The organism is Spirochaetota bacterium (assembly GCA_040756435.1).
Taxonomy (GTDB): Bacteria; Spirochaetota; UBA4802; order UBA4802; family UB4802; genus UBA4802.
The window spans coordinates 49905-75707 of record JBFLZD010000003.1 but is presented as its reverse complement, the minus strand read 5'-3'; the positions used below and the strand labels follow the sequence as shown (position 1 = coordinate 75707).

General features: G+C 36.6%; 21 protein-coding genes. 13 read left to right on the top strand and 8 right to left on the bottom strand.

The genetic code is table 11. The features are described 5' to 3' along the window. Positions 1-566: 566 nt before the first annotated feature. The gene (locus AB1444_01775; protein ID MEW6525380.1) at positions 567-1595 is read right to left on the bottom strand and encodes a hypothetical protein; all 1029 of its coding nucleotides are present in this window, start codon (positions 1593-1595) and stop codon (positions 567-569) included. A 955-nt stretch (positions 1596-2550) separates the two neighbouring features. Here AB1444_01775 and AB1444_01770 point away from each other — a divergent pair. The 4 genes from AB1444_01770 to AB1444_01755 all read left to right on the top strand — a co-directional run bounded on the left by AB1444_01770 (position 2551) and on the right by AB1444_01755 (position 7848). Continuing rightward, positions 2551-3189 (top strand): TetR/AcrR family transcriptional regulator, encoded by a 639-nt coding sequence (locus AB1444_01770; GenBank protein ID MEW6525379.1) that lies wholly within the window; start codon positions 2551-2553, stop codon positions 3187-3189. A 12-nt stretch (positions 3190-3201) separates the two neighbouring features. Then, positions 3202-6189: a pyruvate formate lyase family protein gene (locus AB1444_01765; GenBank protein MEW6525378.1), complete on the top strand. Its 2988-nt coding sequence runs from the start codon at positions 3202-3204 to the stop codon at positions 6187-6189. Between the two features lie 18 nt (positions 6190-6207). Continuing rightward, positions 6208-7110 carry a glycyl-radical enzyme activating protein gene (locus tag AB1444_01760; GenBank protein MEW6525377.1) on the top strand — a complete coding sequence of 301 codons (903 nt, stop codon included), beginning with the start codon at positions 6208-6210 and terminating at the stop codon, positions 7108-7110. A 219-nt stretch (positions 7111-7329) separates the two neighbouring features. Then, on the top strand, positions 7330-7848 hold the full coding sequence (locus AB1444_01755; GenBank protein MEW6525376.1) for a DUF1640 domain-containing protein: 519 nt from the start codon (positions 7330-7332) through the stop codon (positions 7846-7848). A 53-nt stretch (positions 7849-7901) separates the two neighbouring features. Here AB1444_01755 and AB1444_01750 read toward each other — a convergent pair whose 3' ends face one another. Genes AB1444_01750 through AB1444_01730 form a run of 5 tightly spaced genes read right to left on the bottom strand, consistent with a single transcriptional unit; the run spans position 7902 to position 11960 of the window. Then, positions 7902-8891 (bottom strand): Gfo/Idh/MocA family oxidoreductase, encoded by a 990-nt coding sequence (locus tag AB1444_01750; protein ID MEW6525375.1) that lies wholly within the window; start codon positions 8889-8891, stop codon positions 7902-7904. 4 nt (positions 8892-8895) lie between these two features. Beyond that, on the bottom strand, positions 8896-10458 hold the full coding sequence (locus AB1444_01745; protein MEW6525374.1) for a GMC family oxidoreductase: 1563 nt from the start codon (positions 10456-10458) through the stop codon (positions 8896-8898). 28 nt (positions 10459-10486) lie between these two features. Next, a complete protein-coding gene (locus tag AB1444_01740) occupies positions 10487-10978 on the bottom strand; it encodes a metal-dependent hydrolase (GenBank protein ID MEW6525373.1) in 492 nt (163 codons plus the stop codon). 41 nt (positions 10979-11019) lie between these two features. Further along, positions 11020-11712, bottom strand: a complete 693-nt coding sequence (locus AB1444_01735) for an HAD hydrolase-like protein (protein MEW6525372.1) — start codon at positions 11710-11712, stop codon at positions 11020-11022. A gap of 17 nt (positions 11713-11729) precedes the next feature. After that, complete coding sequence (locus AB1444_01730) at positions 11730-11960, bottom strand: hypothetical protein (protein MEW6525371.1); 231 nt, start codon at positions 11958-11960, stop codon at positions 11730-11732. A 159-nt stretch (positions 11961-12119) separates the two neighbouring features. Here AB1444_01730 and AB1444_01725 point away from each other — a divergent pair, with 159 nt between their 5' ends. The 5 genes from AB1444_01725 (at position 12120) to AB1444_01705 (ending at position 16706) form a co-directional block, all read left to right on the top strand. Next, on the top strand, positions 12120-12488 hold the full coding sequence (locus AB1444_01725; protein ID MEW6525370.1) for a hypothetical protein: 369 nt from the start codon (positions 12120-12122) through the stop codon (positions 12486-12488). 8 nt (positions 12489-12496) lie between these two features. Then, positions 12497-14002, top strand: coding sequence for a GMC family oxidoreductase (locus AB1444_01720; protein MEW6525369.1), 1506 nt, complete (start codon positions 12497-12499; stop codon positions 14000-14002). A gap of 24 nt (positions 14003-14026) precedes the next feature. Next, positions 14027-14695 (top strand): hypothetical protein, encoded by a 669-nt coding sequence (locus tag AB1444_01715; protein MEW6525368.1) that lies wholly within the window; start codon positions 14027-14029, stop codon positions 14693-14695. A gap of 494 nt (positions 14696-15189) precedes the next feature. Further along, positions 15190-15639, top strand: a complete 450-nt coding sequence (locus tag AB1444_01710; protein ID MEW6525367.1) for a hypothetical protein — start codon at positions 15190-15192, stop codon at positions 15637-15639. A 53-nt stretch (positions 15640-15692) separates the two neighbouring features. Further along, positions 15693-16706: a hypothetical protein gene (locus tag AB1444_01705; GenBank protein ID MEW6525366.1), complete on the top strand. Its 1014-nt coding sequence runs from the start codon at positions 15693-15695 to the stop codon at positions 16704-16706. Between the two features lie 176 nt (positions 16707-16882). Here the strand turns inward: AB1444_01705 and AB1444_01700 are convergent, their stop codons facing one another. Next, positions 16883-17431 (bottom strand): hypothetical protein, encoded by a 549-nt coding sequence (locus tag AB1444_01700; protein MEW6525365.1) that lies wholly within the window; start codon positions 17429-17431, stop codon positions 16883-16885. A gap of 106 nt (positions 17432-17537) precedes the next feature. Next, the gene (locus AB1444_01695; protein MEW6525364.1) at positions 17538-19229 is read right to left on the bottom strand and encodes a clostripain-related cysteine peptidase; all 1692 of its coding nucleotides are present in this window, start codon (positions 19227-19229) and stop codon (positions 17538-17540) included. A 445-nt stretch (positions 19230-19674) separates the two neighbouring features. Here AB1444_01695 and AB1444_01690 point away from each other — a divergent pair, with 445 nt between their 5' ends. The 4 genes from AB1444_01690 to AB1444_01675 all read left to right on the top strand — a co-directional run bounded on the left by AB1444_01690 (position 19675) and on the right by AB1444_01675 (position 25763). Beyond that, the gene (locus AB1444_01690; protein MEW6525363.1) at positions 19675-20316 is read left to right on the top strand and encodes a hypothetical protein; all 642 of its coding nucleotides are present in this window, start codon (positions 19675-19677) and stop codon (positions 20314-20316) included. A gap of 240 nt (positions 20317-20556) precedes the next feature. Beyond that, a complete protein-coding gene (locus tag AB1444_01685) occupies positions 20557-20841 on the top strand; it encodes a hypothetical protein (protein MEW6525362.1) in 285 nt (94 codons plus the stop codon). Continuing rightward, positions 20838-23654 carry an excinuclease ABC subunit UvrA gene (gene uvrA / locus AB1444_01680; protein ID MEW6525361.1) on the top strand — a complete coding sequence of 939 codons (2817 nt, stop codon included), beginning with the start codon at positions 20838-20840 and terminating at the stop codon, positions 23652-23654. Before AB1444_01685 ends, uvrA begins: the two co-directional genes overlap by 4 nt. A gap of 93 nt (positions 23655-23747) precedes the next feature. Beyond that, a complete protein-coding gene (locus AB1444_01675; protein MEW6525360.1) occupies positions 23748-25763 on the top strand; it encodes a 6-bladed beta-propeller in 2016 nt (671 codons plus the stop codon). Positions 25764-25803: the final 40 nt, after the last annotated feature.

Sequence of the window (25803 nt, the reverse complement as noted above, 5' to 3'; positions counted from 1 at the left end):
AAAAACACACTGTGAAAGAATGATATAGAGAAGGAATGCTACACTGCTGTATGAGATGGCTCAAAAGGTGGGAATTGAGCATATAAATGCCTACTTTACAAAATCTTGTATAAATAACTTTATAGAAGTATTTAATATATGAAAGAAGAAAAGAACAAATAGGTTTATTGCGAATGTTTCATTAAGACTATGTCATTGCGAGCTCCACATTATAGGGATGAAACCTTGCAATGACATGGTCGCCATTACGTCATATCAATCGAAGCGAAAATATCTGGTGGTTGTTGTTACGTCATTGTTAACAAAGGGAAGGAATCTCAAGAAGCAGCGATGCTTTCCATAGCAAAGTAGGATGACAACGTCCTAATTACATCAAGTCTCACGATGATAATTTTGCCATATACTAATTACGATTCCCAATGAAATCCTGATGTAATCGAGAAACAATTACATGGTACAAAAAAGATTATTTCGTCATTCCGATAAAATTAGGATGCCTCGTAATGAAGTCTTAACCGTAACCTTGATTTACGACTTTATCGGAGAAAAATCTTTTCATAATAAAATTATGATAAGACCGCATGCTGCCCATATACCGGATGTCGGAGTGCTGCTAAATTTACCAGGCAGCTTGCAAATGCACCATACGAAAGCCCGGCATGCTCAGCTGTGTAAATTGTTGATGTATCAGGGCTAAAGTCTGGATTGGGGTTAATATCAAGAATATAGAAAATACCATCTTTTAAGCGAATATCAATGCGTGCATAATCCCGACAGCCCAGAGCTCTGTATGCTTTTAACGCTGTTTCATTCAATATAGATAGCTGGGCGTTGTCAAGTTGTGCAGGAATTTTTAACGTTATATTTTCATAATGGGATGTGCCAGGTTTGAATTTTGAATTATAGGTACATACTCTATCTTTGATATCATCAAATGCGCTGAAATCCATCTCTGCGGGAGGAAGAGCATGGATAACGCCATTGCCCCATAAAGTCACATGAAACTCCCTGCCATCAATAAAATCTTCAACAATAGCAGGTTGCTTGAAATTAGCAAGAATATAGTCAATTCTGTCCAGAAGTTCCTTTCTGTTAAATACAACTGAATCTTCAGTGATTCCTAAGCTGCAATGTTCAAATGCAGGTTTTACAATTGCAGGGAATTTATCCCAACCAATGGCGCTGGTGTCACTGGCTACGATGCCATCTGGTGTTGGGATATTTTGGATTTGTAATAATTTTTTTATTGCAGCTTTATTCCAGCAAAGGAAGAGAATATCAGAAGGAGAGCCAGTATATACAAATTGTTTATCTTCAAGAATCTGAGCTACAGTATGTTCGCTATGATCAACACCAGGCAAACCTTCGCACCAATTGAATAGGATATAGTCATTGGGGTTGTAAGATTTTAGTACTTTGTCTAAGGAATGATGGGTAACTGGAACATCAACAACACTATGGCCTTCATTCTGTAATTCATTAATAAGTATTTGTGCTGATTGATGTGCTGTTTCCTGTTCATGCAATTCCCATTGTGGGTCAATGTCATGAAGCAAAAGAACAGGAATATCTCTACGTCGCTTTGCTGGTTCCATTTCCTCTCGTAAGTTTAAAAATTTTGAAAAAGGACTATATAAATTATATCGATTAAAATTAATAAAATAAAAATCATTTTAATGTTGTAAAGCAAAAAAATATACTATGTAATGAATTTTATAAAAATTTTATTCATGGATGAAATATATCCCAATATGATGAGTATATTACAATCAAATACATTTAGAGGGGAAAGATTCAATATAACGTAAATGTTCTTTATGCCGAAAATTTGAATAATATACCAGAGTACTCATCTACTACTATTGAAATTTATTCCAATGATTAAAATACAAACATAATTTTCTCTGGAGGTGTTTATCTATGCACCACCCGTATTGTGAAAATTCTGATGGTGAAATTTTTATTTTTGTAAGTATCTTTTTATTGAGCATGAATCAGAATTTATACATGAAAATGTTGAGTATTTTGTAGAATATAAAATACCTGATAGTGAATCTTACAAAAAATATGATGTTATGCTTGTAATTAATAAATATAAATTAATAAAAAAGAGAAATAACTGGTTTGAATTTTCACCTGTAACATATTACTTCATGCTATTACATCCATAGAAGAGTTAAAAGAACTCCCAGCAAAGTATATCTAGTATATTGAAAAAATTTTTTACATGCCAAGTTCATGACAAACCTCTACTTTATGTTTTATGGTATAGTATACTGTAAAGAATGCAAATACCAAATTCCGGGCAGTATAGTATTTTGATATATAACTAAAAGCAAATAATTTTAATTTTATTATTGACAAATAAAGTTAACGCTGTTAAATTAACATTGTTATTATAATAAATTGAAAGAATCTAGTTTAGGGAAGATAAAGTATCAACCTTAACTCTGATTTAAATGGAAGCAAGGAATGATTATTATAGCAGTAATTTGGGATTTGACCCTGAATAATACTTTGTTAATCACAGTTTAGGGGGAAGTAAAATAAATGCCACGTACAGCTCGTAATATAGAAGAAGTGGATATCTTCAAACAGCAAATACTTGATGCATCGGTAAAAATAGTTATCAGGGAAGGGTTTTCCAGGCTAAGCATGCGAAAGATTGCATCTGCATTGGGTGTTACTGCTACAACATTGTATAACTATTACACCAACAAGGATGAATTATATTTTTATATTCGCATACGAGGGTTTGAATTGCTGTATGGACTGTTCGAAAAGGCATATACATCTGCTGCGGATATCAGGGATAAAATAAAATCTCTGATTAGATCATACATTGAATTTGGTATTCAATATCCTGATTATTATGAAGTTATGTTTTTAAACAGGAATGTGCCAAAGTTTCTGGATTGTATTGGTACACCGTTAGAAGTAGTTGGCGCAAAAGAAAAAGAAATAGCCTTAAAACCGTTTGCTTTTGTTATAGAGAAGCTGCAGCAACATTGTGGGCTTGATCCAGATAGTGCATATATAACAGCACTGCAATTATGGATAGAATGTAACGGCGTTGTGAGTTTATATAACAGCAGGCTTATACGAGAGGTTCATGATAACCCGCAACGTTTTGTAGATAGTTATGTTAATATAATTGCACAGAGGTATGTTCCTCTGGACATTGAATGATGGAGGGTCATTATGTTACTTTTCACATCACAAAGCAGATTGAGCACAATTAGCACAGGTATTTTCATAAAATCATTTTTGAAATTCATTGCCTTTAATTTTAATAACCGCAAATCACTGAACCGATACCTTAAAACAAAAGATGGCTATCTCAATTTTACAATTGGGTTGCGTACGGAAGATAATGGAATTGTATGCAGCATTGCGTTTATTGATGGCAGGGTTACTGTATCAGGAACTATCGCCCCTGATGCTAATGCTATTTTGATTTTTAAAAATGAAGATGCTGCACGCAAGCTTTTACTGGGTACGCCTACTGATATTATCTACATGCTATTAAAGAGTGATGTGCGTATTGATGGCAGTATTACCTATTCCAATATATTCTCATTTTTTATTTCACTACTTTTTAATACTGTTCAGAAACGTGCAATGAAAAAGGAGCGACAGGCTGATGAAAGGAAGGTTAAAAAAGAACATCCTAAACCACAAAAAGAGCTAAGCGATGAAATTATAAAAAGACGAAAGGAGCGCCTCAAAGGGAAAAAAGAAGATCCCAATGTGTTATTTCTGGAGGATCCGTATCTTTCACAATATTGTCTTGATGATTTCCCACGAATAAAAAAATTTCTTGATGACCATTTAACTAAAAAGCCAGCTATCTGTGCTGAAAGGGCAATTCTTTTAACTCAGTGGTACAGGGAACATGGCTTTGACACTGACAACAACGGAACCCCGTGGGAGCCCGTGCTGCGCAATGCACATGCATATAAATATATGATGGAACATAAAAAACCTGTCATACAAAAGGATTCACTGTTGCCTGGAACAACCACCAGCAAACCCATTGGAAGCCCCATTTTCCCTGACAGTACAGGCATCATGATATGGAATGAATTGCTCACCATTCCATACAGAACATATAATCCTTTTGATATTGATGACCAGACTCGTGAAGTTTTGCATTTTGAAATACTGCCATACTGGTTGCATCGTAATTTTAAAGAATGGGTCAGGGAAAAATATAATAACCCTTTATGTGAGCAGCTTGATGAACGGTTTGCTCTGTACTTTGATTGGAAGCAGGCAACTATCTCTCATACCATTCCAAATTTTCCCAAAGTGATGGCAATGGGAACGTCAGGGATGATTAATGAAATAAAAGCCGAGCTTGCTAAAGATTGCTCACAGGAAAAACAGCATCTTCTTACTGCTATGATTGCCTGCCTTGAAGGTATTAATGGGTATGCAAAAAATCTTGCAGCACAAGCTTTAAGCGATAGTAACCAGGAAAAAAATCCAATACGGAAACAAGAATTGCTGAAAATAGCTGATATATGTAGCCGTGTACCAATGTATCCATGCACCACACTGCACGAAGCACTGACTGCAATGTGGATTACATGGATATCCCTACATAATGAAAGTCTTAATGCAGGTTTATCATTGGGACGATTGGATCAATGGCTACAGCCATATTTTATCAATGATATGAAAAACACTCCACCAGAAAAGCAGGAGGAATATATAAAACAAGCAATAGAACTTGTTGCTGATTTTTACATGCGATGTACCGATCATTTTCCCCTGACTCCTGATTTAGCCAATTTCTATTTTGGTGGCAGTTCATCTGATCAGGCTATTACGTTAGGTGGAGTAACACCAGATGGCAAAGATGCGGTTAACGATATGACCTACATTTTCTTAAAAGTTACTGAGATGCTTTCAATTCGTGATCCCAATGTCAATGCCCGCTATATGCCAGGTGTCAACAGCGACACCTATTTGAAGCGCCTGTGCGAAGTAAACCTTATCACTGCAGCTACTCCCTCCATGCACAATGATGCAGCCATAATGAAGGCTCTGACACCACTAGGATATGATATCCGGGATATACGTGACTGGTCAGCAACAGGCTGTGTGGAGCCAACATTATCGCATAAGCACTTTGGACATACCAATATGCAGATGATGAATATGGTTGCAGCATTAGAGATGGCACTTAATAATGGCTATCATCCACTTACACGGCTTGATATAGGGCCAAAGACGGGAAGGCCTGAAGACGGGGCTTTTAAAACCTTTGATGATTTCTTTGATGCATTTACCAAACAGTTTGCCTTTATTATTGACCAGTCTATCGATTATAATAATAAGTTAGCCGAAGCTCATCAATATTTACGACCCACACCGCTACTTTCAGCGTTTATTGAAGGCTGTTTAGAAAAAGGCAAGGATGTGACAAAAGGCGGTGCCAGGTATAATAGCTCTGGTACTGCAATCATTGGCCTTGCTGATGTAACTGATTCCATGATGGTTATAAAAAAGCTAATTTATGATGAAAAGAAGTACACATTTGCTGATATAAAGAAAGCTATTGATAGTAATTTTCAAAATGATCCGGTATTGCTTGCAACTGTTCACACAAAAGTTCCATTGTTTGGTTCAGGAAATGAAGAAGCTGTTGCAATGGCAAACAGGATTGCTAAATGGGCTCATGACTATTTTGCAAGTATTCCGCATTATCGTGGTGGCACCTATACTACTGGGTTCTGGTCAATGTCAAATCATGTTGCATTTGGCACACTTACTGGAGCACTGCCTTCGGGAAGATTGGCAGGAAAACCGTTTACACCTGGATTAACGCCTCAGCCATTTGCTTCTAAAAACCTGTTGGACTATATTAGAGATGTTGCAAAATTGGATCCGGTTAACCTTACCAATAATATAGCATTTAATGTTAAAGTAGTTCCTTCTGCAATAGAATCGCGAGAAAAGACTGTTACTGATATGTTCTCGTATGTGAAGACCTATTTCACATTGGGCGGGATGCAGATGCAGATGAATGTTGTTACATCCGCAATATTACGCGATGCAATGGCTCATCCAGAAAACTATCGCAACCTTATTGTGCGTATTTCAGGATACAATGCCTATTTTGTTACATTAAACCGTCAGATGCAATTAGAACTGATTGAGCGCGCTGAATATGGAATATAAACGTAGGATAAAAAGCAAATGAAAACGTTAATACTGGAAATTAAAGGTAATTCACTTGATGATGGACACGGTATTAGAACGGTTGTGTTTTTTAAAGGTTGCCCACTAAACTGTGTATGGTGCCATAATCCGGAAAGTAAAAAAGCAGTCATTGAATTATCCTGGGATAAAAAGGAATGTATTGCTTGCCTGAGCTGTGCAAAGGTATGTCCTGAACATGCCATTGATTTGAAAAATCAAAACTTTGTGGACAGAAAAAAATGTACCCTGTGTTTTCGGTGTGTTGATGTATGTCCATCAGGTGCCATGAGTACCGTGGGAAAGCTTATGAGTGTTGAAGATGTGATGCAGCTTGTGTTAAAGGATAAACCATTTTTTGATACCTCAGGTGGCGGTGTGACGCTTTCAGGTGGTGAGCCGCTTTTGAACATTAGCTTTGCATCAGAATTATTGAAACAATGCAAGTACAATAACATTCATACCCTTGTGGAAACAAGCGGATATTTCAACTGGGATGAATTTGAAACCTGCATTGCTCCTTATTGTAACACGGTGTATTATGATGTTAAACTCATTGATGAAGATGACCATAAAAAGTACTGTGGCGTTTCAAATGCAAAGATATTGTCAAATTTTAAGAAGCTCGTGTATCTATCAAAAAATATGGGAATACAGGTTGTGCCGCGCATACCCCTGGTGCCTGGAATTACATCAACAGAAAAAAATCTTACAGGAATAGCTGAATTTGTTTATGGCTGTGGTGTTAATTCCATTGAGCTTTTACGGTATAATCCTTTATGGCCAGAGAAGTGTATGAAGATTGGCATCAGTGGTACAATCAATAAAACGTTTACACAATGGATGTCCCATGAAGAATATGAACGGTGCAAAGAGTTATTAGGTAGAGTTGTCAAATCGTAAAAAACCAGATAATAGATTATAAATCACGTTCCAAATGACAAAACAGAGTAAATATTACATATGAAGCAACAACTATCATAAGCATGTCAACTATATTAAAAATTTTGCAAAACATTTTTTGCAATAATATTGAAAAAAACTTGTTGAAAAAAGTGGGGGGAACGTATATTTGTTTATTATATGGAATATAATAGTATATTTAAGGAAGGATATAATATAATGGGATATGCGTTAAAAGTATATGAAGCATTTAAGGATGATGAGATAAAGGCAAAAGTACTGGCTGAATTTATTGAAAAAGTTGAAGAAGCTATAAATAATAATCAGGTAGCAACCCAGCAAGATTTACATGTTCAGGAATTGAAGCTAACAAAAGAAATAAAAGAAGCTGAGCTTAGATTAACAAAAGAAATAGAGAAGGTTCGGGCAGATCTTTCTGTAGAAATTGAGAAAGTTAGGTCAGATCTTTCAGTAGAAATTGAAAAAGTCAGGTCAGATCTTGCGGTAGAAATTGAGAAAGTTAGGTCAGATCTTTCGGTAGAAATTGAAAAAGTGAAATCAGATCTTTCGGTAGAAATTGAAAAAGTTAGAGCAAGCCTTTCAATTGAAATTGAGAAAGTGCAAGCCGAGGTACAACGCGCAAAAGTAAGTATATTAAAGTGGCTTATAGGGCTTTTGCTTGCCCAGACAATAACTATTATAAGTGCTATGGTGGGTTTGTTTCAGGTATTAAAATAGTGGTTTTGTAAAAGAGAAGTTGTATTATAGAGTTTTGATAAATTTATGCCCTGTTAAATCTCTTCAAATCTGTTTGTTTTCAATGATCTATAAGCAGCTTCAATGAGTGCCAGTTCTTTGCGTATGCGCCTGTAATCCGGTTCCCAGGGTTTTTGTGTGCGATAGTTTTCAATGAAAGATCTATGCATGGCACCAAAGCCTAAAAAATCCCTGAAAGATATACTCATTGCAAAACGATTACCTTTTACAATAGTAAAGAGTCCATTGCTTTCAAAAGTAATATTCCCTTCGGTGCCATAGATTTTTGATAAAGCCATTCCTTTAAATGTATTGGGAACAAACCAGGAATGAAACAATGTGCCAAAAGTGCCATTGTCAAATTTCACCGCGATATGAATAGTATCTTCAAACGGTATATTTGTTTGATACACAATATCAGCTTTTATAGCTTGAACGGCAACAGGGGTAGCACCTGCAAGTGATACAAGTTCATTGACCCAGTGGCAACCACCTTCAAGCAATGCACCACCACCCATAAGTGCTGCATCAGTACGCCATCCTGCAATAGTATCGTGATTGTGTTTCGTTAGCCGTATATACAAAGGTTTACCAATTGATCCTATGGCTATATGTTTATGAATGGTTTTTAGAAAAGGCTTAAAGTAATAATTTTCAGCAACCGTAAAACGAACATTGTTTTTAATAACAGCTTTTACAATAGCATCAAATTCTTTCAGATTGCGTGTTGCAGGCTTTTCAACAATAATATGCTTTTTATTATTGGCAGCTAAAATTGCCAGGTCTTTATGATAGGCATGAGGAGTGGTTATAAATGCAATATCGCAATCAGATTGTGCTGCTTCTTCATAGCTTTGAAATGAAACACCATTAAATTGTGCTGCATATTCCTTTGCGTCTTTTTCATACAGGCTTGAAAAACCCAAACGAATATCAGGATACATCTTTCGTATAATCTTTGCGTGACGCTTAGCTATATATCCGCATCCAAAAAAGCAAATGAAGGGTAAATTATCATGTTTCATAGCATTACCTTTTTAGTATGATGTCTGTTACACGCAAAGCATTTGCTGCAATAGTTAAACTTGGATTAACCGAGCCACCGGTTGGCAGCACACTTGCATCGGTAATATAGCAATTTTTTATATCCCACAAACGGCACTCAGGGTTTACAGCTGAAAGTTCACGGTTTTTTCCCATCCTGCAGGTGCCCAGTGCATGGGAAAATGTTACTATTGGCATATAGTAAAAAATTTTTGCGCCTGCCTGCTTCAGTATGCGTTTTGCCACATTGTACAGCGCATTGCGTACAGCAATATCGCGAGCATGATATCTGTGGTAAATGGCAACGTTGGGCATACCAAATGTATCTTTTGAGTTAGCACAATACACTCGATTAGCATACTGCGGAATATCTTCGGCAATGACTAATTGGTTAATAAGAAATTGTGAGAATGTTGCAGCAATATTTTTTAATCCAAACGGTGCATTAGCTTTTATCACGCCTTTGCCCGGTGTGGCTATATCCTGAATAATGCCCCAGTTACCTTGTGGAGAGCTTTTACCGGAGCTATCGCCAAAATAATAATCAGCGATAGCAACCCGCTTGGCCAGTGTGTTATCAGGGTTTGCTATATAGGGAACAACTCCGCTTACCACTCCGTTAATATGCCGCATCAGGTTGTGTCCAATGTGACGGGTTGCAGAACTAACGCTTTCAATGCCCGAAGCAAGTAACAAATGTGGTGTGGCGATAGGCCCTGCGGCTAGTATGAGATATTTGCATTGTATAGTATGACGCTGCCCCGTTGCCTGGTTAATAATGTCAACTGATTGAACTTTGTTTTTGGTAAAATTAATTTTTACTGCACGATGATTATCAAGGACAATAGCCCCGTAATGTATTGCTTTTGGCAAAACCGAAACGGATAAGTCCATCTTGGCCTGGATTTTGCACAGATAATGGTCGCAGGTATTACATAGAATGCACGGTGTGCTGTTACATTTGCCCGTGAAATTAATGGCCATTGGTATGTAAAATGGATGCAGTCCCAGCCGTGTAGCAGCATCCCAGATCATTTGTGAAGGGCGTGATAATTGCAGAGGTGGTTTTTGCGGATAATCCTTTTTTCGTGGTGGTTCGGTTATGTCCTGTCCCCGTATGCCGGCAACGCACTGTAGTTCTTCAGCTTTGTCATAAAAAGGTGAAAGAGTAGAATAGTTAAAGGGCCATGCCAGTTCAGTATTGCGTTTATCGGTATCAGGTTGTGGTGGTCCTTCAAAATCCTGAACTCTGAGCCTGAATGCTGCAGCACCGTAAAACGTTGACATGCCTCCAACAGTATCATACGGCCAATCATCTTCAATTTTCCCTGACTGATCAACTAAATAGGGTGTGTGTCCCTGATATAGTGGTTTTTCCTGAAGATGCAATGCAAATTCGTCCCAGCAGCTATCATCGCGCTTTACCCACACACCACGTTCAACAATGCACACCTCTTTTCCTGCTTTTGCTAACTCATATGCGGGGAATGATCCACCAAAGCCGCTGCCAATGATTATATATTCATACGAAGATTTAATTGTTTTCATAATGGATTATTGTACAGTAACTATCGCCCTAAGAAATAATGCCAAGCTGATACATACGCACTAATAAAAATACAAATGCACCACCTTCAAGTATCCATGTCCATGCCTGTACATAGGTGCCAACAAGTGCATCCCAGCCTGAGTGACCGGTATCAGCCCACAGGTTAATAGTAAATCGTTTATTGGTAAAGGGCATAAGAAGTGGCAGCCCAACACTACTTGGCATGTCAGCAAGAAAGTGCACAATAAGGCTTACAAATGCCAGTGCTGCCCAGGCGCTGTTAAATGGTAGCAGTATTAGAGCAACTGCAAATGCAAACACCAACGAATGTGACCATGTACAGTGAAATGAATCCTTTGCCCAGCCTAACTTGATGGGGATAACATCTAGATTGGGAAGCCAGTGCGCACCAAACGCCACCAGAATGCTTTCAAGTGAAAATGCCTGCATTGCACCACCGGTTATTTGCGGTGCATATGATGATATGATAAATGATACAGCTACATGTCCTAATTGCATTGTAACCTCCGAATCAGAATATGGTATGGTTTACTACTACATCATTGTACTTTCAATTTGATGCACTCATGCAGTTCTTTTATTGTGTATAAAAATGCTTTTGTATCCGATAGATCCTGGAAAAAGTAATCAGGTTTGTGCTGTAACAGTGTTTGAGCATCTGTCCATCCCGTTGCAACAGCAACCGTTACTGCACCTGCTGTTTTGCCACACTCAATATCATAGATGGTATCGCCAATTATAATGAGGTCTTCTGCTTCAAATAAAGTGCCTGTTAAGGAATATAACCTTTGAAGCGCTATTGTGGGCATTTCATTGCGGATGTGGGTATCATCAGCAAATACACCCATACGGAAATACTTGAAGATATCAAAATGCTGTAACTTAATCAAAGCGCCCTGATAAAAGTTGCCGGTTAAAAGACCTACAATTATATTATCATATTCAGTGAGTGCTTGCAATAACTCATGGATTCCGGGCAATAGAATTGCTTCAGCATGGGGCATTGCATTTTTTAAGTATGCAAAGTATCGTTGCTTAAAATCCTCTATATGAGCAAAGATAGTTTCTTCATTAATACCATGTGGCATCAGTGATTGCATGAGTATAAGAGGATCAGTGCGCCCTTGAAAATTAACTGATTCCATATCGCCAGCAGTACCATATACCTCAATGGCAGCTTGAACCATTGCCTGTTTGCCTGCACCGTGTGTTCTGAGCAACGTCCCGTCTATGTCAAAAAGTATTGCTTTTATGATTTTTTCTCCTCATAAAAATTAATTTTTAAAAAGCGTTCTCTTGCTGCACGGGGTGCCGGGTCAAAAAGCATAGCAATGCCTAAGCCAGGAAGAAGTGATAGAGTATACAGCCATATAGCAAGCCGTATGGTAAAAGGTCTTCCGGGTATTTCAAACACCAGAACAATTAATATAGCGATAATCATTGCAAAAAACATACCAAGTACAGGTGTTCGTGGTAACATGGTTCATTCCTTATTTTATAAATTTGTATTTAAGAATATCAATAAACAAGTAATAGCACATAAAATCAATAAAAAAAGTTTTAAAAAAAGTTTGACTTTTTTTTCTCAATTTATAATATGTACTTAAAGTCTATATTAAGAAAGAGTAAAATAAATATTATGAATATACATAGTATATCAACAAAAACGCTTGTTGCATTGGTTCAGGCAATAATTGGGAAAGATGATTTTGCTGATAATGAAGCAATAATCCAGTTTAAAGGTTATATTGAGCTTACTCCTTTTTACGTTAAGCTGGCAATACACTTCAGTGTGGTTTATTTCAATGTACTATCGATTATAAAAAAACAAGCAATGCTTTATTCCCTTGCTGGGGATCACATAGTTGAACTTTTAAAAGAATGTGAAAAATCATTTTATGGGCAAAGTATTATTATGATAGTAAAACTTATCAGCACTCTGGTATATTTTGATGATGATATTCATGCAGCTCATATTGGGTATACCCATTTAGAGCATTGTAGATAGGTAATAGCATGATATACTCACAAAACGATTATAAAAAGTATAATTCATTTGATGCTGATGTGTGTGTTATAGGCAGCGGAGCTGGTGGCGCTGTTGTAGCATATGAGTTAGCTTTGATGAGTTACAGTGTCATTGTCATTGAAGAAGGTGGCTATTATACAACAAACGATTATGATGGAAAGCCTTTAAAGAATATGAAAACAATGTGGCGTGGGGCAGGTAGTACTGTTTCATTTGGCATTCCTCCAATTTCCATTCCTACCGGCAGATGTGTTGGTGGTACAACCGCAATTAATTCGGCAACATGTTTTCGTACGCCAGAACATATTATTATGCAGTGGAAAGAAAATTTGCGGGTTAATATAGATTACAAAAACTTGGAACCATATTTTGAAAGAGTAGAGAAGATTATTAATGTGACGGAATTATCCTGGGATGTCCTGGGTAACTGTGCAAAGATTATCAAACGCGGTGCTGATGCATTGGGTTTACATTGCAAGCCATTAAAGCACAATGTTAAAAATTGCAAGGGGTGTGGTACATGCCAGTTTGGCTGTGTTGAAGGAGCAAAACAAAGTACCGAGGTAAGCTACATCCCACGTGCATTGCAATATAATACTCAATTGCTTACTCATTGCAAAGCACAAAAGATACTCTTTAAAAACAATAAAGCATATGCTGTGCAATGTAATGTTATTGGTGACAAAGGGGAAAATATTGCACAGTGCATTGTGAAAGCAAAAATCATAGTCTGCGCATGTGGTACAATGATTACGCCATTATTGCTTAAAAAAAGTGGTGTTAAGAATAAACATCTTGCCAAACACCTCCAGATACATCCATGTTCGCGTGTTGTTGCTCTGATGGAAGAAGTAGTTAATGGTTGGGTTGGTGTTTCACAGGGTGCATATATTGATGATTATGCAGATGAAGGCATTATGTTGGAAGGCATATTTGTGCACCCATCAATATTAACTGCATCGTTGCCAGGGATTGGGAATGAATTTTTTGAGCTGGCACAGCAATTTTCGCATATTGCTGCATTTGGGGTTATGGTACATGACACCGGTCAGGGAAAGGTTTTTGGTTCGCTGGATACGCCGTTATCATGGTATAATCTGAATACACAGGATATCGAAACATTAAAAAAGGGTATAGCATATTTGTCCGAAGTTTTCATAGCGGCAGGAGCAAAAAAAATATTTACCCCTATCGCTTCATTCCCAATGATACATTCAATGGATGATGTTGTTAAACTTAAAATGCACACCATAAAAAGAACGCACATACCTGAAGTATTTGCATTTCATCCATTGGGTACATGTCGTATGGGTGGCGATAGTAACTGGGGAGTAGTTGATAGCAATGGCAAATGTTTCAACACGGACAATCTGTATGTTGCCGATGGCAGCATTGTACCAACATCACTGGGAGTAAATCCACAGATAACAATAATGGCACTTGCAACAAAGATTTCGCAGCATATTGCAGATGATCTAAAAAAGCAAAAGTAAAGAGTACATTATTTAGGAAGACCTATGCACTTTAAATTTAACAAAATTATACAAACGATGATTGTACTTATAGTAAGTTTAATTATTGTTTATTATAATGCATATTCTAATAATTTCCCTTCGGATTTAAGTAAAGAGGATATTAACGCGTTAAAAGCGGGTAATAGTATTATAAAAAAATATAAACAAAAAACACAGGAAGGTGAGATGGCGCGTGTTGTTGGTGCAATACTGATACAAAAACCTGTTGAAGAAGTGTGGAAATGTATTCTTGATTGGGAACATATGTCCCACTATGTCGATGGTCTGGATTATTATAAGGTGTTAACAAAAATAAATGGCACTACATCTGTCATTGAGGGTCAGATACATGTTACATTTTTAAAATTTAGATATACACTCATAGTACAAAATCAAAAAAACAATTATTTTCAGAAATGGCGATTGCTATCGGATGATGATATAAAGTTGTATAACATTACAAATCATATTAATCCCCACAGTAGTGGAATTAGAAATATTGAAGGATATCAATATTGCATATCAATGGATGACAATACCACCCTACTGTACTATGCTCCGGTTGTTGAAGTTTCAGTGCCTGTTCCAGGGTTTGTGGAAAACAGCCTTACAAAAAAGAGTATAAAAGATTATCTATATGGCATAAAAAACTATTTAGAGAATGGTAAATAATTGTATTTAATGTGTATGAAGTTCTTTAATATGTCATTTTGATGTTTTTTGATAGAGGGGGGGGTATACCCAAAGGCATCTCTTTAAAATGACTTCTGCCCTCATGTCATTTCGACGAACGAAGTGAGGAGAAATCATAACGTGATAAGCAAAGATTTCTCGCTGTGCTCGAAATGACAGTGTGGTGTAAAGATTCCGGCTCAAGTCCGGAATGACGTGAAGCAATAAGTCATCCTGAACTTATTTCAGGATTGATTCAGTGCAGTCATCCTGAACTTGATTCAGGATCTATAATGGTGAGGGTAAAGATTCTGGCTCAAGCCCGGAATGACGTGAAGCAATAAGTCATCCTGAATTTATTTCAGGATTGATTCAGTGCAGTCATCCTGAACTTGATTCAGGATCTATAATGGTGAGGGTAAATATTCCGGGTCAAGCCCGGAATGACGTGTAGGAAAAGCTTCTTTACAATGTAATGGTTTAAGGGGGAATATATGAATAAAGAAAAATTGCTTAATCTGATAAAAATAACAGGGCTTGTGTATGCAATTGCGTTTGTTATTACCACCTTTGTCTTTATTTTTTTTACACCACAACTTATGGCTATTATCAATGAACTATCGCAAAAATTGTTTCCATCACTTCCCCTGGCACACCAACAAAGTCAATTTTACACTATATTAAGTGTATCTATGATGGCAGGGGTAACTGTATGTTCATTGCTGCTCTATAAAAATGCAGAACGATATAGTACTATGGTAATACCTTTAGCAACTATGAAATTTACATCATCTGTATGTGGTTTGCTTGCTTTTATATCTGGGTTTGTGTACACTAATAACGCAAACAATCTTGCAAATTGTATTATTTTTATAACCGATTTCCCGTTAGGGGTGTGGGTGGTTTATCTGTACCGATTGCTACAAAGCTATAATGAATTATAAACTTCGATGTATTAACAGTAACTATCGCACATATTTTATATTTGGAGTACTCTATGGATAAAGAAAGTTTAATTGCCAGTGCAAATTATACACGTTACAGGCCTGGGAAGGGTGGTCACTACGAAAGCTTTTTTGTGCGTGCAAATCATCCTTACCGGCCGTTGGCATTCTGGATACGCTATACTATTTTTCAGCCTGCAAGAAAGCCTGATAATGCAATAGGCGAATTATGGGCTATTATTTTTAATGGTGCTACAGATAATCATATAGCATTGAAGGCTGAGTATCCAATCTTGCGTTGTAGTTTTGCACAGGATGATTTTAACATTGTTATTGGTGATGCGGTATTAACGCCGGGAACGCTCAATGGTTGTATTGGCTATGGATCGCAAAAAATACAATGGGATGTAACCTATACCGGCAATGAAGAGCCCCTTTTTTTATTTCCACCAAAGCTATATACAACAAAATTGCCTAAGGCAAAATCATTAGTTGGATTGCCCAATGCAATATTTAATGGCACAATAAATGTAAATGGAGAAACAATTACCATTGATAACTGGGTGGGAAGCCAGAACCACAACTGGGGATCAAAGCATACAGATCATTATGCGTGGGGCCAGGTTTGTGGATTTGATAATGAACCTGAGGCATTTCTTGAACTGGCAACTGCACGGATAAAGTTAGGTCCGCTGTGGACACCTTTTATGACTCCAATTGTTTTACGATACAAGGGCAAGGAGTATGCATTGAATTCACTGGGTGAAACATTATGCCGAGCTCATTTTGGTTATTTCTACTGGGATTTCAATGCCAGATCAAAGGACATTAGCTTAGCAGGTTCAATCTTTGCACTTAATAAGGATTTTGTATGTTTGCCATATTATAATCCGCCAGGGGGAATAAAATACTGCCTCAATACAAAGATTGCTTCATGTGAGCTTGTATGCACTATTGGGGGTGAGCAATTTTCTTTAAAAACAAAAAACCGTTGTGCGTTTGAGATTCTTACTGATGATACCAGCCACGGATTGCATCCAATAAAAGAAATTGCAAAAATTACATAATATAATATTTTGGGCGATAGTTACCGGAAAAGGTCAACTGATGGTAAATGGGACAGTTTTTTATAACTATTAATACTAAATAAAACAACCCTGCCACCGAAGGGTAAGGCGGCAGGGCAGGTATATTTCAAGATTTTACATTATTATAGAAATAAATACTGCAATAATTTTGTAATTTACTTTTCTTCTATTTCTTCTATTTCAAGAAAAATTTTGTTCCAGTTATTTTCTGCCTTGATTATACCTTTTACAGTAATAAATTTTGTATTAAACTTTTCAATGGAATTTGTTTTATCGCTGGTCACAATATACATAAAGCGCTCATTTGGTAATGGATATTCAATAAAATAAATATGATTTTTACCTTTTTTAACGTGTCCTTTTAATGAGATGCTTTTACCTGATTCCCAGCTTTTAGTTACTGATTCAAGTATAAAGCGATTTCTAGGGATTTCATTTGATTGTGTTATTTTACCTTTTGCTAAAACTGGCTTATTGACAAATTTTTCAAGTTCTGCAGTGTTCCCTTCAATTTTATATGTTACCAGTGATCGTGAACGCCAGTTATGTGTTATATAATATGTATCATTCTTCTTGGTAACAAGGCCAAAAATGATATTCCCTTTAGTATTAGTATTGGAATATTCTTGTTTTAAAAAATGTTTCTGGGAATAAAGCGTTGATGTCATAAAAATAAGTATAATTATATACATAATATTTTTCATATTAAAGCCTCCAATTCTTTTTATCCAATATAGAATAAATGATTTTAAGAGTAGAAAGACTGGCAATTATGCTTAAGTCCTTCTACAAATTCATATTATTTATAGCTTAAGGAATTATTGTATACATCCAATCAAGGTCTTTATATGATAAATAATAATCATAAACAGTACCATAGATTATTTGTTTAGCTTGTTCCCAATTATCATCTGGTTCATTAACATCATATGATGATGGTGTAGACGATGATAAGCCACCGCCATTTTGATTTACAAGGATTGAATAATATCCATAATCACCCCAAATATCCAAACATAGTATATAATATATACTTCCAGACGCTAATGGTATATTAATTTTAGAATAAAGACTAGTAGTACCATTATCATCATCTTCCCACAGGTAGTTTAATATTCCATTGTTGTAATAAAATACAGCAATATAGGTATCTGTATCACTACCACCACCATTAGGGAATGTTTCAATAGTATGTTTTGTTGCATTGACAAAGTAATTTGCTAAATGCTCATCCCAACTTTTTTGTGCAAAATCTATGTTTGATGTGTTGTAGTCACTATATTCAGAATCATAATCTTTATTAACTGGAAAATAGATTGATAAACCATGGGAATTATCAAAACCATATTCACCTGAATCATCTAAATATGTATGGTATACAACAGCATCCTGCACTGCATGCATAACATCAGATGCCCCTGTAAATGATGAAGCGTTCTGAGCAAAATGGTATAGGTCAATGTAATGAGGAACTGTAAAACATAATGTTTTGTGGCGTGCTGCAGTTATTATGCTTTTGTCAGCCTGGCTTTGTAATGATGAGGCAAACGTATCAATGGCATTTGCCAGCGCATCCATCTTACTTAAATCTATAAGTGATAACGTAACACCATCTTCACCATGTTCTTCATACGATTCTTTATATCCATCAATTATGGCTTTACCTAAATCAACTGGCGATTGCGAGCTTGCATAAAATTTTTGTAATAAATAATCATACGCCCAGCCAAATCCTGGAATAGTTTCTTCTGAGGCAACCATATACTGTGCACAGTCTTTTAGCTCATAAGCAACCTCAACCATTCCCATAAGGCAAGCATCAAATCCAATTAACGTTAAGCCTTTGCCGCTAACGGCTTGCTTTACTTCGGCCATTGTAAGGTAGTCATTATTATCAGTCTCATCCCAGCATACAGCTTTTACTGGCAAAGTGGTTTTTTTTGCCAAAAGGGTTGATAATGAACTTTTAGTGGTAGTGCTTTTTAATTTTTTATCTGCAATATATTGTTTTATGCTGTCTAAATTTTGTATAGAAATTTTTTGGGGCATTTTATTGCGCCATCCACCTCCATGATTCCATAGAACAAGAGCATAATTATCAGCAGGATAGTTGTTTTTGCAAAAATCAATAAATTTACTTAATGTTTGGGGATCACCCATATTAAGTTCGGAAGAGTTTGAGGTAACTCCCAAGGTTGCATCAAACAATTGCTCGGTTGAATAATATTTAATTTTATATAAATTTGTATCGGAATTTCCATCTTGGTCACATAAAGCAATAATGGTGACATTCCCATCGTTGTTAATACTACTAATCATTTCATTAAGGTCGGAGTACGTATACATTGAAAGATCATTATCTGCAGCCATGTATACCATAATTGTCCAGCTTGGCTTATCATTACTATCACTACCTCCGCCTCCACACGAAGACAGAATAAAAATTAAAATAAGTGAAAACAGATACATAAACTTTGAGAGATTAAGAAAATGCTTTTTCATGGGAAAATCCTCCTTTTTATTTTTAAATTTTTTTTTAAAAATGGTTGGTTTATTGAATGGGAATAATTCAATATATTATTGTATTTGTCAATTTTATTTTAATAAATTATAAATAAATAGAAGCGTAAAATTTGAATAAAATGTATATCACTACGAATTTTGAATTTATCGCGATTTTTTCGGGAAGCCATCTCAATTGATAAAGGGTGCAAGTCGGTCACCTCGATATGCATGCTTAGCACGGACTCGGAGACCGGTATCCACTAAAAGTTCGTCGGGTGTTTCGAGTAAAATAAGGAATGTATTGAGAGGAATTTGCCGGGTCTTGTGATGACGGTGTATTCATTGCGACGGGGTTTTGGGCAAATGGGTCAGAGCACTAAAAAAGAGAAAAAAATTCTTGCACTTGTATAAAGTGTCTGAAATTATTGAGACGATGAGATACATGATATTTACAGTAAGTGTGATTTTACTGGCAGCCATGCTATATGGCAATGGCCATTCGCAGGAACTATCGCCCATAATTAAAGTGTACCAGCTTGCTCCAAAGGATAGTTTTTTGGTACAATGGAACTGGATAACAGCGTTAGATTACAAAAAAATTTCCGATTGGGGTAAAGTATATTATTGTAACGTAAATTACGATGATAAGCCAGTTATTGATAACTGTGCCTGGTTTATTTCAAAATATGGCTCCAGGATTGTCTTTGAAAATTTAACTGAGAGTTCATACTACCTGCATATAAATTTTGTGACTTTTGATCATCCTGAAAAAACACCCATTGATGCTTTGTGTGTTATATCCTGTAATAACAAACCTGTTAAGCAACTTGCATTCAGTGAAATGACAATAAAAAACAGCACTGTTGTACTTAACATTACTCGTGAATTTATTGTTAATAAAACCTTAACTGTGGAATTTAAAGAGTATTCTTCAGCAGGTGGCTTTTTTGGTGTGTGGGATATACTATTGAGCACGTTGGATACATTGCCTGATGCTATTGAAATGAAAAAATCAGAGCCAGAACAAAAAACAATGAAGCAACCACCTGCAAAATTGGTAAAACCAAAATCTATAAAAAAATAACTTTTTTTATTGACCATTTTGCATATACTAACTTTTTTGACAAAAAGGTATTACGCTAATTTTTTAAAAATTTTTGCCTTTGTTTTGCACTACATTTGTATTGTAGTGCATAAGCGGGGTAATAAGAAAATACTTTAAAATTTTGTATTTTTTTTAAAATTTTGTTAGATAGTTTTTAAAGTATTCATATATTGATAGTAGTGTTTTGCATAATAATATCTGTATACGAGGGTGTAGATTATGCCAAATGATTTTGAAAAAGAATTTGATGATGAAGTATATGAAGATGATTTCTATGAAGAAACATTTGATGATGAAGAGATGCTTGAAGAAGAGATGCTTGAAGATGATTTAGTAGAAGAAGATGAAGTGGAAGAAGATGAAAAACAAATAGCAGTGATTTTAGCCTGCGATGATTGCGATTACCGATGGGAAGATGTCATTGTAAAACATAAAGATGAAGATATTGAAGATCTGGAGATTATCTGTCCGATGTGTGGTTCTACTAATATTACACAGATATGAGTCAGCAATATATTCGCATCAAAGGTGCCCGTGAGCACAATTTAAAAAACATTTCTATTGACATTCCACGGGAAAAGCTGGTTGTTATAACAGGACTTTCCGGATCAGGGAAGTCCTCTTTAGCTTTTGATACCATTTATGCTGAAGGGCAACGACGGTATGTTGAATCGTTGTCGGCGTATGCAAGGCAGTTTTTGGGCCAGATGGAAAAACCTGATGTTGACCTTATTGAAGGGCTTTCACCTGCAATATCCATTGAACAGAAAACCACTCACCGCAATCCTCGTTCAACAGTGGGTACTGTAACCGAAATTCATGATTACCTGCGTTTACTGTTTGCACGGGTTGGAGTGCCATACTGTTATAAGTGCGGAAAACCCATAACCTCACAAACCATTGACCAGATTGTTGAAAACGTACTTACCCATAGTGCCGGGACAAAAATACAGGTACTTGCTCCGGTTGTGCGTGGGCGCAAGGGTTTGTATCAGGATATGTTTGAAAAATTCAAGCAGCAAGGGTATTCGCGAGTCAGAGTTGATGGGCAGGTGTATTCACTTGATGATACAATAAAAATGGATAAAAATAAAAAACATTCCATTGAGGTCATCATTGACAGGATAGTACTTAAAGAGAATATCCGTTCACGATTATCAGATTCAATTGAGACTGCAATTGAATTAGCTGATGGTCAGGTAATATTAATCATAGATGATAACGAGCAGTTAATTTCCACCAAAATGACCTGTCCTGACTGTGATATTTCATTACCGGAACTATCGCCCCGCATGTTTTCCTTTAATAGTCCATATGGTGCCTGTCCAACCTGTGATGGCCTTGGATTTATCATGCAGTTTGATCCAGAGCTTATTGTTGCCAATCCCGATAAATCACTGATGGATGGGGCACTGGCGGTATGGGGTAAAACTACCAGCTACTGGTATCAGGAACAGGTGCTGACGCTGTCACGGCATCTTAAGTTTGATCCCTATACGCCGTGGAAAAAGCTGCCAAAACAAATTCAGAATATTGTTTTATATGGATCAAATGGTAAAAAATTTGACTATTCTATTGAGCGATTTGAAGCGCAATATAAATTTACAAAAGAATTTGAAGGTGTGATACCAAATTTAATGCGTCGTTATAAAGAAACACAATCTGATGAGATGCGCGAATGGATGGAAGGCTTTATGCGCAATAGAGTATGTGATGCATGTGGCGGCAAAAGACTAAGGCCTGAAAGCTTAGCAGTGAAAGTTATTGATAAGAATATTGCTGATATTAGTGCACTGTCCATTAAAGAAGCAGTAAAATTTTTTAATGACTTGTCGATGTCTGAAACTCAAATGACAATTGCCCGCCAGATACTTAAAGAAATACGAGCACGTTTGCAATTTCTTTCCAATGTGGGTATTGATTATCTGACCCTTGACCGTGCGGCAGGGACATTGTCTGGGGGTGAAGCACAGCGCATACGGCTTGCCACGCAGATTGGGTCAGGTTTAACGGGTGTGCTGTATATTCTTGATGAGCCAAGCATTGGTCTGCATCAGCGTGACAACAAAAAGCTTTTAGATACATTAAAAGAATTGCGTGATATTGGCAACACGGTGATTGTGGTTGAACATGATGAAGAGACAATCCGTGAATCAGACTATGTTGTTGACCTGGGTCCTGGTGCAGGGCTTGATGGTGGCTATGTGGTAGCGCAGGGGACACCGCGGGAAATAGAACAAAATGAAACATCAATTACTGGATTATATTTACGTGGGAAGAGGTATATAAAAACACCGTCAAGGCGCAGAAAGACTGAAAAGTATTTAACTATACGGGGTGCGGCAGAAAATAATTTGAAGTCAATAGATGTGTCATTCCCTTTAGGGGTGTTTACCTGTGTTACCGGTGTTTCCGGTTCAGGAAAATCTACTTTAGTAATTGATATTTTATATAAGGCACTGGCATCATTGAAGATGCGCAGCAAAGACTATCCCGGTAAATTCAATAAGATAGAAGGGATAGAATATATTGACAAAGTAATAGATGTTGACCAGTCACCCATTGGAAGAACACCACGTTCCAATCCCGCTACTTATACCGGTACCTTTACGCCAATCCGTGAGCTTTTTGCAAATTTACCTGATTCAAAGATTAGAGGGTACAAGCCGGGGAGGTTTTCATTCAATGTAACAGGAGGCAGATGTGAGGCATGCTGGGGTGATGGCATTAAAAAGATAGAAATGCATTTTTTACCCGACGTTTATATAACCTGTGAAGTATGTAAAGGTAAACGCTATAACCATGAAACATTGGAAGTTCGTTATAAAGGGAAAAATATATATGAAGTACTGGAAATGACTGTTGATGAAGCCTATGAGTTTTTTATTAATATCCCATCAATAAAATCTAAGCTTGAAACATTAAAACGGGTAGGGCTGGGATATATCAAATTGGGTCAGCCTGCAACAACACTGTCAGGTGGTGAGGCACAAAGGGTTAAACTATCTACTGAGCTATCAAAACGCGCTACAGGCAACACACTGTATATCCTTGATGAGCCAACTACTGGATTGCACTTTGCTGATGTGGAAAAGCTTGTTGATGTATTACAAAGTTTAGTTGAAAAGGGCAATACTGTCATTGTTATAGAGCATAATTTAGATGTAATAAAATGTGCTGACTGGATCATTGACTTAGGGCCAGAAGGTGGTGATGCAGGTGGGCGTATCATTGCCCAGGGCACACCAGAAGATGTGGCTAAGGCTTCAGGTTCATATACAGGACAATTTTTAAAACAGATTTTATCCCGCAAATAGATAAATTAATTGCATTATTTGACAATATGCAATTATATTGCTTGCTATACCGATAATTATAAAAATATTATAATCAGTTACAGAGGATACACTGTGCTAAAAAAAATAATAGTAGTTTTAATAGTACTTATTACATTCATTCCAACCATTGGTATAACCTTAGATAAACAGGTTGCTATTTTCCAGAAAGCCAAAAGTGAAGTGGCCAAGGGGATGTATCACTTTAATGAAATGCATTATCTTGCCGCTATTGAATTTTTCAGAAAAGCATTAGAAGTGTATCCTGAGTACTATACCGCAAATGAATATTTAGCACGTGCCTACAAATTGGCAGGGTATACAAACCTGGCACTTCAACAATGGCAAATCCTGCTTGATATGACCAAAGAAAATCCTCTTATTCAAAATAAAATTGATATGATTAATTTCAGGGGTTCGTTGTACAGCTCGTTTGTACAACCAATTGAACTTATTGAAACAGCTTCATATTTACCTGTTGATTTAGGAAGGTTCCGTTTTTCATCACCCATTGATATTGCCATTGATAATGATAAAAACATGTATATCACATCTTTTTCCAATGGCAAACTTGTAAAGCTTGATCCTAATGGTGAAGGCATTTTTACCCGCACATACAATCTTGACGGTAAGCTCTATGGTATAGATTATAAGTCGGAACTTCTGGCTGTAACTGATTTTGCAAATAATAAAGTGTTTATTATTAACACTGATGGCAAAGTAGTTAAAACAATTGGCAGCACAGGTAATCAGGAAGGCCAGTTTAACGGCCCTGAGGGGGTTTGTTTTGGCGGCGATAGTTCCTTATATGTAGTGGACAGTGGCAATCACCGTGTTCAAAAGTTTGGTTTAGATGGACGATTCATACTGGCATTTGGACAATTTGGTGAATATGAAGGTCAACTGAATAAACCAACTGATGTGGCAGTACGGCATGAAAACGTATATGTGACTGATACAAACAACAAACGGATAGCTGTCTTTGATGATTCAGGTAATTTTGTTGAGAACCTTACACCATCGGAGTTTGCTGTACCCCGTGGAATCTTTGTACAGGGTAACCTCATGGCTGTGAGTGATGAAAAAAAAGGCCTTTTTATGTATAACTTTGAAACAGGTCAATCACAGTGGTTTGTTAGCTGGGAAGGGAAAAAGAAATTTTATCATCTTACTTCGGCTGTTATGGATGATAATGGGTTTGTATATACATGTAGCAATAAAAATGAAGCCATATATATGTTTTCACCTCTTCAGCAACAGATAAGCAACATTGAAGTAGAAGTAACTAATGTTGATGCAAAAAAATTTCCTGTTGTTGCAGTGTATTGCAATATCCGTGACCGTTATGGCAGACCAATCTATGGATTAACAAAGGAAAACTTCACTATCATTGAAGATGGGGCAACAATCACCAATATGAGTGCTGATTATCTAAAAAACATGATGCCAGCAGCTTCAATGGTTATGTGTGTTGACCGTTCAGGTACATTGAAAAACTATCATAATGACGTGCCATGGCTTGCCGAGTTTATATTGCAAAAAATGCATAAAAACGATCAACTAAAAATAATAAACTTTGCTGATGATACCTGGGTTGCCAATCAGTATGATTGGAGTAGGCGCAGAGCATTAAAAGTATTAAAGTCATTTGATTATGGCAAAGGGCGTGATATTGGCAAAGCACTTTATACTGCAATCAGCGATGTCTTGCCTGAAATGTCGCGGCGTGGTGTAATACTCATTACAGATGGTGATGCAAACGAACAAGATTTTAAAGCATATTCTGCTGATATTATCATTGATTATGCAAAATCGCATTTTATTCCAGTGTATATTCTTACATTAAAAACAAAATCCCCAATTTTAATGCGTATAGCCCAGGAAACAGGTGGCGCAATTTATAAAGCAAGTGAATTGGATGGATTACGAACAGTGTATGATGCAATAAAAAAAGCAAACGATTATCGCTATGTATTAATTTATTCAACGTTTAAAATGAAGTCATTGAAGGGATGGTGGTCAGATCTTACTGTCAATGTTTCATACAAAGGCCAGAAGGGTACAGAATGGGCTGGATATTTTGTACCGTAAGAAAATTTATTATCTAACTAATAAAAAAGCCCCTCCTGGT

Excerpts from the sequence above, each read along its gene's own strand:
- AB1444_01700 (MEW6525365.1), bottom strand. The coding sequence starts at position 17,431 with ATGAAAAATATTATGTATATAATTATACTTATTTTTATGACATCAACG.
- AB1444_01685 (MEW6525362.1), top strand. The coding sequence starts at position 20,557 with ATGCCAAATGATTTTGAAAAAGAATTTGATGATGAAGTATATGAAGAT.
- AB1444_01760 (MEW6525377.1), top strand. The coding sequence starts at position 6,208 with ATGAAAACGTTAATACTGGAAATTAAAGGTAATTCACTTGATGATGGA.
- AB1444_01755 (MEW6525376.1), top strand. The coding sequence starts at position 7,330 with ATGGGATATGCGTTAAAAGTATATGAAGCATTTAAGGATGATGAGATA.
- AB1444_01695 (MEW6525364.1), bottom strand. The coding sequence starts at position 19,229 with ATGAAAAAGCATTTTCTTAATCTCTCAAAGTTTATGTATCTGTTTTCA.
- AB1444_01750 (MEW6525375.1), bottom strand. The coding sequence starts at position 8,891 with ATGAAACATGATAATTTACCCTTCATTTGCTTTTTTGGATGCGGATAT.
- AB1444_01705 (MEW6525366.1), top strand. The coding sequence starts at position 15,693 with ATGGATAAAGAAAGTTTAATTGCCAGTGCAAATTATACACGTTACAGG.
- AB1444_01775 (MEW6525380.1), bottom strand. The coding sequence starts at position 1,595 with ATGGAACCAGCAAAGCGACGTAGAGATATTCCTGTTCTTTTGCTTCAT.
- uvrA (MEW6525361.1), top strand. The coding sequence starts at position 20,838 with ATGAGTCAGCAATATATTCGCATCAAAGGTGCCCGTGAGCACAATTTA.
- AB1444_01710 (MEW6525367.1), top strand. The coding sequence starts at position 15,190 with ATGAATAAAGAAAAATTGCTTAATCTGATAAAAATAACAGGGCTTGTG.
- AB1444_01720 (MEW6525369.1), top strand. The coding sequence starts at position 12,497 with ATGATATACTCACAAAACGATTATAAAAAGTATAATTCATTTGATGCT.
- AB1444_01730 (MEW6525371.1), bottom strand. The coding sequence starts at position 11,960 with ATGTTACCACGAACACCTGTACTTGGTATGTTTTTTGCAATGATTATC.
- AB1444_01690 (MEW6525363.1), top strand. The coding sequence starts at position 19,675 with ATGATATTTACAGTAAGTGTGATTTTACTGGCAGCCATGCTATATGGC.
- AB1444_01715 (MEW6525368.1), top strand. The coding sequence starts at position 14,027 with ATGCACTTTAAATTTAACAAAATTATACAAACGATGATTGTACTTATA.
- AB1444_01740 (MEW6525373.1), bottom strand. The coding sequence starts at position 10,978 with ATGCAATTAGGACATGTAGCTGTATCATTTATCATATCATCATATGCA.
- AB1444_01770 (MEW6525379.1), top strand. The coding sequence starts at position 2,551 with ATGCCACGTACAGCTCGTAATATAGAAGAAGTGGATATCTTCAAACAG.
- AB1444_01745 (MEW6525374.1), bottom strand. The coding sequence starts at position 10,458 with ATGAAAACAATTAAATCTTCGTATGAATATATAATCATTGGCAGCGGC.
- AB1444_01765 (MEW6525378.1), top strand. The coding sequence starts at position 3,202 with ATGTTACTTTTCACATCACAAAGCAGATTGAGCACAATTAGCACAGGT.
- AB1444_01725 (MEW6525370.1), top strand. The coding sequence starts at position 12,120 with ATGAATATACATAGTATATCAACAAAAACGCTTGTTGCATTGGTTCAG.